General features: G+C 66.0%; 8 protein-coding genes. 5 read left to right on the top strand and 3 right to left on the bottom strand.

The genetic code is table 11. The features are described from left to right. Nucleotides 1-174: 174 nt before the first annotated feature. Nucleotides 175-1,326: a glutamate--cysteine ligase gene (locus FHX47_RS09175; protein ID WP_183358634.1), complete on the bottom strand. Its 1,152-nt coding sequence runs from the start codon at nt 1,324-1,326 to the stop codon at nt 175-177. A gap of 191 nt (nt 1,327-1,517) precedes the next feature. Between FHX47_RS09175 and FHX47_RS09170 the strand changes: the two genes are divergently transcribed. Both FHX47_RS09170 and FHX47_RS09165 read left to right on the top strand, forming a co-directional pair. Further along, entirely contained in the window at nt 1,518-1,754 is a 237-nt protein-coding gene (locus tag FHX47_RS09170) for a hypothetical protein (protein WP_183358633.1), read from the top strand. Between the two features lie 96 nt (nt 1,755-1,850). Continuing rightward, nucleotides 1,851-3,614, top strand: a complete 1,764-nt coding sequence (locus FHX47_RS09165) for a glycoside hydrolase family 3 N-terminal domain-containing protein (protein ID WP_246328144.1) — start codon at nt 1,851-1,853, stop codon at nt 3,612-3,614. Here the strand turns inward: FHX47_RS09165 and FHX47_RS09160 are convergent, their stop codons facing one another. Continuing rightward, nucleotides 3,615-4,115: a small multi-drug export protein gene (locus tag FHX47_RS09160; RefSeq protein WP_183358632.1), complete on the bottom strand. Its 501-nt coding sequence runs from the start codon at nt 4,113-4,115 to the stop codon at nt 3,615-3,617. A gap of 144 nt (nt 4,116-4,259) precedes the next feature. Here FHX47_RS09160 and FHX47_RS09155 point away from each other — a divergent pair, with 144 nt between their 5' ends. Together FHX47_RS09155 and FHX47_RS09150 are read left to right on the top strand one after the other, a co-directional pair. Beyond that, a complete protein-coding gene (locus FHX47_RS09155; RefSeq protein WP_183358631.1) occupies nt 4,260-4,889 on the top strand; it encodes a hypothetical protein in 630 nt (209 codons plus the stop codon). A gap of 59 nt (nt 4,890-4,948) precedes the next feature. Further along, a complete protein-coding gene (locus FHX47_RS09150) occupies nt 4,949-5,713 on the top strand; it encodes a copper resistance CopC family protein (protein WP_183358630.1) in 765 nt (254 codons plus the stop codon). A 23-nt stretch (nt 5,714-5,736) separates the two neighbouring features. Here the strand turns inward: FHX47_RS09150 and FHX47_RS09145 are convergent, their stop codons facing one another. Next, nucleotides 5,737-7,029 (bottom strand): class I SAM-dependent methyltransferase, encoded by a 1,293-nt coding sequence (locus FHX47_RS09145; protein WP_343064357.1) that lies wholly within the window; start codon nt 7,027-7,029, stop codon nt 5,737-5,739. A gap of 176 nt (nt 7,030-7,205) precedes the next feature. Between FHX47_RS09145 and FHX47_RS09140 the strand changes: the two genes are divergently transcribed. After that, complete coding sequence (locus tag FHX47_RS09140; protein WP_183358629.1) at nt 7,206-8,258, top strand: siderophore ABC transporter substrate-binding protein; 1,053 nt, start codon at nt 7,206-7,208, stop codon at nt 8,256-8,258. The last annotated feature ends 71 nt before the right edge of the window (nt 8,259-8,329 follow it).

Genomic DNA, 8,329 nt, shown 5'->3' with positions numbered 1-8,329 from the left:
CGCCGTAGGGCCTGCTCCGCCGACGACTCCGCACAGCGCTTCCCAGATCTCCCAGAGTTATTCAGATATCACAGCCTGAGGAGACGCAGTTCCTTCATAACGCTGGGAGGATTGTGCTGGGAGGGCTGCGAGAGCCCGCTGCGAGCCGGGAGGCCCTGGAAGGGCCCTCAGGGCTCACCCGAAGATGCTCGCCCGGGTCCTGGCGGCGGAGTCCAGCACCACTTGGCGCAGGTCGCCGTCGTGGGCTTCCGCCACCTGCGTCTGCCGCTGATACCCGGCGCCGGAGGCAATCATCTGTTCCAGATAGCGCAGCTCGGATGCGCACCCGAGCTCTTCGGCCACCGGCTCCAACCGCTGAAGCTCGCGGGTCAGCGACTCGGTGACCAGCTCCTCGTCACCGGCGGAGTTGCGGATGATGATCGCATCCATCCCATAGCGGGCGGCGCGCCACTTATTCTCCTTGATGTACCACGGCGGCATGGAGGTCACCGTCCCGCCAGCCTCCAGGTGCTTCACCGTGTCATGGACCAGGCACTGGGTGAACGCGGCGATCGCACCGAACTCCTCCAGGGTGGCCACGCCGTCACAGATGCGCATCTCCACGGTGCCCAGCCGCGGCACCGCCCGCACATCCCAGCGGACCTCCGTGACGTCGCTGATGACCCCGGTGTGCTCCAAGTCGGCGACAGCCCGCTCGAAGCCGGACCACTGGTCGAACTGGTAGGACTGCCCGGCGGTGGGCAGCTGCTGGAACATCAGGGATCGGTTGGAGGCGTAGCCGGTGTCCTCGCCGGACCAGAACGGGGAGGAGCACGATAGGGCCAGAAAATGTGCGTTGTAGTTGCACAGCGCGTTGACCGCAGGCATCGCGAACCTGATGTCATCCAGCCCCACGTGGACGTGGACCCCGTAGATCACCATCTGCCGGCCCCACCACTGGGTGCGGCGGATCAGCTCGTTGTAGCGTTCCTTGTCAGTGACGGGCTGGGTGGTCGGCGGCGAGAAGGGATGGCTGCCTTGGCTGTAGAGGTCCACGTCCAGGGGATCGCAGTGCTTCATCACCTTCTGCGCGGTCTGCCGCAGCTGGGCGACGCCCTCATCCACCGAATGGCAGACGTCGGTGATCAGTTCAATGGTGTTCAGCAGCAGCTCCTGCTTCACGTACGGGTGTTCGTCGTCGTCGCCGAGGCCGGGCACGTCGGCGCGGGAGGCCTCCAGGATGTGTTCGGCCACGCTGCGAAGGTCTCCGGTCTGCCGGTCCACCAAGGCCAGTTCCCACTCCATCCCGAGGGTGGAGCGCCCAGATTCGGCAAACGACAGGCCCATGAGCTTCTCCTCAGGAAGATGGTTCCGGTGACCGGCTTACACTACTGCCCCACCAGACTAACGCTGCAGGTGGAACCAGATTATCGGCTCCGCTGAAACCAGCAGCGCGAAGTTCGGCACGCGCGATCCGGCGTCGACGCCCCATTGACGGGCCAATCACGCACTGCGACGGTGGAATGAGGAGGAGTGAAATGGCACAGCACGTTCGGGCACAGCGATTCGCGCATATGACCCCGCTGCTCTGGTTCATGCTTGCCGTCGGCGGTGTGCTGCTCATAGCGGCGTTGGTCATGGCCGGCTACATGCTCATCAATCGCGGGCAGGAGCAGATGATGCCGCTGCTGATGCTCACTGTCATGCTGATGACCGGTGTGATGAGCCCCGTCAGTGTCTTGTCGCACCGCCGGCGAAGAGAGATGGAAGGCTAGGTATGACCCCCATTTCCTCAACGGTCGACTGAACCGTCCTAGACGCTGGGAACGTGCCTCGGAGCGACTCTCGGCAAAAACTCCTATTCTGGGTGAATGTGGTTCCCCCGGAGGTCCTTTCCTGCTGCGGCCCTGACTGCCCTTGTGCTGCTGACCTCCTGTGCAGAGCAGAACGACGAGGGCGCCCCCGAAACGCCCGGCCAGGGCGCCGAGAGCCCCACTGAGTCAGAACAGAGCGGGTCAGAACAGCAGCAGGAGGAAGAGGAGCGTATCCAGCAGCTGCTCGCCGAGCATGAGGCCGCACTGTCCGGGCCTTCGGAGCAGCACGACGACGAGGCTGCGGAGCTGGTGGCGCAGATGAGCGTGGAGCAGCAGGCCGGGCAGGTGATCATCGGCGAGTACAGCGGCACCGACGCCGAATCTGCGGCCCAGCTGATCGACGACTTTCATCTTGGCGGGGTCATACTGATGGGCCACAACATCCCCGGAGACACCGGATCGGTAGACACTGAGGCGCTGAGAGCCCAGCTCGGGACCATCGCCGCAGCGGGAACCGGAGACGACGCAGAAGAGCGGGCCGCACCGCCGCTCATTTCCGTGGACCAGGAGGGCGGTCTGGTGACCCGGGTCGGGGAGCCGCTGACCGAATGGCCCACACCCATGGCCTACGGGGCAGCAGCGGCTGCCGATGCCGAGCAGGGGAAGGACCTGGCCCGCGCAGGGCACCGCGGGGTGGCCGAAGATCTGGCCGCACTGGGATTCACAATCAGCTTCGCACCCAGCGCCGATGTGACCCTCGGCGCCCGCGACCCCACGATCGGCTCACGCTCCTTCGGCAGCGACCCACAGCTGGTGGCGCAGCTGGCGCAGGCCGGTGTGCGTGGCCTGGCCGAAGGCGGGCTGGCCGGCTCGGTCAAACACTTCCCCGGGCACGGCTCGGTCACAGCGGACTCCCACTACACGCTGCCGGTGCAGGACGCCAGCATTGAGCAGCTGCGTGATCGTGACTGGGTGCCGTTCGCAGAATCCGCCGAGGCCGGGGCACCGATGGTCATGATGGGCCACATCGAGGTGCCCGCTCTGGAGGAGGGGGTGCCGTCGTCGTTGTCTGAAGCGGCCTATCAGGAGATCCGACAGATGGGGCACGACGGCGTCATCGTCACCGACGCGATGAACATGGCCGCCATCGCCCAGCGCTACGGCGGCGATCAGGCGGCGGTGGATGCGTTGGCCGCCGGGGCCGATCTGTTGCTCATGCCTGCCAGTGCTGCCGGGGCACACGGGGCGATCGTGGAGGCTGCCGAGTCTGACCAGCTGCCGCAAGGTCGGCTCAGCGAAGCAGCCGAACGGGTGGTGGCGCTGTCGCTGTGGCAGCAGGACCTGGCCGCCGGGGAGTTGGCGGCGGGCCCCGGCGTGGAGCCTGCTGAGGAACTCGAAGAGCAGCTGGACGGCATTGAGGCCGACGGCGCCGAAGCCTCCCGGCTGGTCACCGAATCCGCTATCACCATGGTTCAGGGTGAGTGCGAGGCGCAGCTGGTGGATGAGGCGATCCGGATCGCTGGAGGCACCGAGCAGGATCGCCAGCGGTTGGCCGCAGCAGCGCAGCGCGCCGGAATCCAGCTCGGCTGGGGGACCACGGTGACCCTGCTGGGCGGATCCACGCCGGGCTCCGGTGAGGTGGTGGTCGCCCTGGACCGTCCCGAAGCATTGGCCGCCTCCACGGCTGAGACGAAGATCGCCCTGTTCGGCCGCACGCCGGAATCATTCGATGCGCTCATCGAGGTGCTCACCGGTGCCGAGCCGGCGGGTGGGCTGCCGGTCGAGGTGGCCGAACAGAGCATCGGGCACTCTACCTGCTGATCAGCCGCCGATCCCCAGGATCTCGAAGCCGGTGACCGTGGCCACTGCGGCCAGGACTGACCACAGCACCGTGCCGGAGGCGACCCACAGAAATGATCGGGTGGCGGAGATGCCCATGGCCACTGCAGCGACAGCGGCCAGCTGGGTGCCCAGGATCAGCGGGCCCAACAGTGCCAGTGCCGGCATCCCGCCGCGGTCCATCACACGTATGATCCGCTGCTGCCGCTGAGCCCGCTTAGTGGCTCGATGCTCAGCCGTGGCGGCGTCGTTCTTCTGCCACTCTCTGCGCTGCCTGCGGCCGGACCACCACACCATGATCCGTTCGCCGAACCACGCAGCCAACGCCACGGTGAGCAGATTGCCCGTCACCGCGGCGATGACGACGGGCAAGGTCGGCAGACCGGCAACGATGCCTGCCGGGATCACCACGACGGCCTCCAGCCAGGGCAGGGCACCGCCGAGGAACGTACCTACCAGGCCCAGCCACTGCGCAGCGCTCACCGGTGACCCCCTAGTCCTTTATGGTCGGCCCACACGTTCTGAGTCATCACAGCACGGCACAGAAGACACCTGGTTCGTGACCCGCGGCTGATCGGCGCAAATGAGTCTACCTGTCGGGGTTTCTACACGTTGTAGAATTCAGGCATGAGGTTCTCCGAGCCGGTGAGCGCAGCTGCACGAACAGTGCGCGGAGTGCTGGCCGCAGCACTTTCTGTGGGCTCGGCGGCACTGGCCCACTCGGCCGGCGGGCACCACGATCCGCACCCGGTGGTGCTGGTGCTGACCCTGGCGATCAGTGTGCCGGTGTGCGTGGCACTGTCGGCGGTGAAGCTCTCGCGCGCCAGGTTGGCTGCGGCAGTGCTGTTCACCCAAGGGCTGCTGCATGGGCTCTTCGCACTGTTTCCAGCAGGCGGCGGCGCAGGGTCCTCCGGCCTGCGTGAAGTCGGGGGGCATCACAACGGCCACTACGAACACCGCCTCATCGTGGCCGAGACAGCCGCAGCGGGGGGCGGGGTCACCCCGGACGCGACGATGGCGGCATCCCACCTGGTCGCCGCAGTGGTCAGCTACACGCTTCTGCGCCGCGGCGAGCTGATCCTCCACGCCCTGACCGGGCTGCTCAGCATCAGGCCTGTGCTGCTGCTGTGCGACTCTGGGCCTGCCGTACCGGTGCGCGCACCGCAGCCTCTGCCGGTTCGGCCGCTGCCTGCCTGGCATGTCTGGATCAGCGCAGGACCCCGCACCCTGCGCGGCCCACCTCTGACCGCGAGCTGACACCGTGACCTGCCGGGCGCACACCGACCCGGTTTCCTGCTCGAGGAAAGAGACAACTCATGACAAAAACGACCAATGCACCTGTGCGCCTTCCTGCCGCCGCGCTGTCGGCAGGTGCCGTGCTGATGCTGGGCGCTATGACCGCGGCTCCCGCCTGGGCCCATGACACCATGATCGGCTCCACCCCGGAGGCAGACGCTGTTCTCGACGAGAGTCCGGAGGAGATCGTGCTGGAGTTCTCCGGTGAGGGACTCACCACCGGCGAATCGATTCCCAACACCATCTGGGTGACTGACGAGGAGGGTGAGCATTGGGAAGGTGACACTGAGGCCAACGGTCCCACGATGCGCACCGAGCTGCCGGAGTCCCTGCCCAACGGGGAGTACGAGGTGCTCTATCACGCGGTCTACTCCGACGGTCACAGCGAAGAGTTGGACTTCAGCTTCGAGGTCGACGCCGCCGAGGTCGACGACGACGCCGAGAGCAGCCCGACTGAGGACCAGACGGGGCAAACAGCAGAACCCGACACCGCAGAAACCGGTGCTGAAACAACCGGTGCGGCAACAACCGGGGCTGAAGAACCCGGGGCTGACGAATCCGCAGACGCCGGAGCTGCCGAGGAGCCCTCTGCTGACGAGACCGGCGCGGACGAGAACGGCGCTGAGGAGACCAGCGCGGACTCTGCCGCCGACGATGAGGGCGGAGGTCAGTTCCCGGTCGCACTGGTGCTCGGCATCGGTGGCGGTGTATTGGTGCTGATGGTGGTGGCGATGCTGCTGGTGCGCCGCAAAGTCACCCAGGGCGACGCTGTCCAGAACGACTAGGGCTGAACCAGCACGGCACCGGCTCATCGAGGCAGCGGCTCGACGACGGCGGCCACCCGTTCGTCGTCGATCCTGGTGAGCACCAGGGTCACGTGATGTTTGGGGCCAGCTGGTCGTTGGGGCAGAATCTGCTTGCGCAGAGTCTCGGGAACGACGTCGACTCCGCGCTTCTTGATCTCCACGCTGGTCACCTGGTGATCAGCACACCATCGTTTCAGCGTCTTGGGGCTGTAATCCATAGTCTCCAGCACCCGGTAGCCGCGGACCAGAGCGGCCAGCGGACCGGCAGGCGGTTCCTCGGTGCAGAAGTAGGCGATGTGCTCATCCAACATCCACCCCTGCAGCTGCGCAGCCAGGTCAGCGACCAGCCCGGCACGAATCACAGCCGGATCCGGCTCACAGAGCACGCCGTGCAGGCCGTGGCGTCCGGCAGGCTCGGGATCCGGGCCTTCGCCGAACTCGGCGGCAGAGGTCAGATCCACCGCAGCGGCCGAGAGCGGGTCGGTGGTGGAGCTTCTCAGGGCGGTGGCTGATCTGCGTACCCCAACGGTGGCCAGCGCGTTGAACCAGAGCACCACCTCCACCAGTTCGCCGTCGATGCTCACCCACTGCGCCTCGCAGTTGGCGGGCACCAGCTCGTGCGGGATGCCCGGGCCGAGCTTCACCCCCACCGGTATGCCGGTCGCCGCCAGCTCTGTCGCAAAGCTCAGCGGAGGGCTGAACTCCTCCGGGTGCCAGATGCGTGAGGGCTTCTGTGACGCTGCAGCGTGCCGCCGTGCCGGATCCAGCCACAGCCCCCACCCGTCCGGCACCGCGGTCGAGGCCAGCAGCTGGTGCTGTGCGGCGAATCCCTCAGCGGTGTCGTGTACGACGCGGGCTTCGGGGAATGCCACCAGGTTCATCGTGGCTGCTGCAGCAGTGGTCTCGTCGGCCTCCACTGCGGTCACCTGCATCCCGGCGGAGGCAAAGGCCAAAGAGTCAGCCCCCAGGCCGCAGCCGAGGTCCGCGACGTGCTGCAGTCCGGCTGCGCGGAAACGTTGGGCATGGCGGGCAGCCACCGGCAGCCGCGTGGCCTGCTGGAGGCCGTGGTCGGTGAACAGCATGCTGGAGGCGAAGCTGCCGAACTTGGTCTGAGCATCTCGGCGCAGCCGCAGCTGGGTCAGGGCCGCAGCCACGGTCTCGGCCGGCCACCCCTGTTTGCGCAGCGATATGTTCATTTCAGCCGCCGTCGCCTCGTCATAGTCCGGCAGCGAATTGAGCAGCTGATAACCCTCCGAGCTCAGAACGGGCCTCAGGGCGGCAGCAGGATCAGACACACCGCTACGTTACCGGTTGTTCCCCGACGCGGGCACCGGGGCTCCTCGGAACACCACAGGAGTGAGACGTGAGCGGCATCACAGAGTGACATGTTGCCAGAATATTAGGCAACACTGTAGGTTCTATTCAGGTAAGGGCAGGCTAAGTTCAATACATTTCAGGAAGGTCCACTTCAATGACACTCGAATCTGCTTCGGCAGGAGTCTCCGCCCGCGGCCGAGGCTTCCTCTCTCTTACGGCCATCGGGGTGCTGGCCCTGACAGCCTGCAGCCCGGCCAGCGGTGAGGCGACTGACGGTTCCACAGAGACCGCCAACCCAGCAGACAGTGGAGAAACGGTGACCGTGGAGGATGATCACGGCACCCATGAGATCAATCTGGGCGAGGTGGACAGCATCGGAGCCTTCGACAATCGTTCCTTCCGCACCTTGGAGGAGTTCGGAGTCGAGCTCTCGGTCGCCGCGCGCAGCCTCATGGATGCCCAGACCCACGGCTATGCCGATGATGAGGACATCCTGGACACTGGAAGTCACCGGGAGCCGGACCTTGAGCAGATCATCGCCGCTGAGCCGGATCTGATCATCGGTGGTCAGCGCTACAGCGAGTACTACCAGGAGATCTCGAACCTGACCCAGGAGGCCGGCTACGACACCACGGTCCTGGAGTTCGACGAGGCGGTCAACAGCCCCGAGACCTTCGTCGACGGGCTCATGGAGAAGACGCAGTCGCTGGGCAAGGTCTTCGGCGAGGAGGAGAAGGCCCAGCAGCTCGTTGATGATTTCCAAACGGAGATCGACCGGGTGAAGGAGAACTATGACGGCGAGTCCACCGTCATGGGCCTGATGACCTCCGGCGGCGATATCCAGTACCTGGCTGCGGAGACCGGCCGCACCATCGGTCCGCTGTTCCCCACGCTGGACCTGGTCAGCGCTATGGAGCAGGAGGCCGAGGACGAGTCCCACGGTGACGACATCTCAGTGGAGGCCATCGCCCAGGCCGACCCCGACTGGCTGCTGGTCATCGATCGTGACGCCCGCATAGAGGGCGATGGGGAGGACTATCAGCCTGCTGACGAGCTGATCGCCGAGTCCCCGGCTCTGCAGGACGTCACCGCTGTGGAGGAGGGGAACATCGTCTACACCCCGGACAACATGTACCTCACCGAAGACATCCAGGCCTATACCGAGTTCCTCGGCTCATTCGCCGACGCCCTGGAATCGTCCCAGTAGTTCCCCGCAGCGGCAGCTGACTGGAGGCGGACCGTACGAGAGTTGGACTCTCTGCCCGCCTCCCTTAGCAT

The sequence above is a fragment of the Garicola koreensis genome, assembly GCF_014195445.1.
GTDB lineage: Bacteria > Actinomycetota > Actinomycetes > Actinomycetales > Micrococcaceae > Nesterenkonia > Nesterenkonia koreensis.
Note: the sequence above shows the minus strand (reverse complement) of the source record. Positions and strands in the feature narration are given on the sequence as shown.

Coding starts and splice junctions, on each gene's coding strand:
- FHX47_RS09155 (WP_183358631.1), top strand. CDS start 4,260: ATGAGGTTCTCCGAGCCGGTGAGCGCAGCTGCACGAACAGTGCGCGGA.
- FHX47_RS09175 (WP_183358634.1), bottom strand. CDS start 1,326: ATGGGCCTGTCGTTTGCCGAATCTGGGCGCTCCACCCTCGGGATGGAG.
- FHX47_RS09150 (WP_183358630.1), top strand. CDS start 4,949: ATGACAAAAACGACCAATGCACCTGTGCGCCTTCCTGCCGCCGCGCTG.
- FHX47_RS09140 (WP_183358629.1), top strand. CDS start 7,206: ATGACACTCGAATCTGCTTCGGCAGGAGTCTCCGCCCGCGGCCGAGGC.
- FHX47_RS09165 (WP_246328144.1), top strand. CDS start 1,851: ATGTGGTTCCCCCGGAGGTCCTTTCCTGCTGCGGCCCTGACTGCCCTT.
- FHX47_RS09170 (WP_183358633.1), top strand. CDS start 1,518: ATGGCACAGCACGTTCGGGCACAGCGATTCGCGCATATGACCCCGCTG.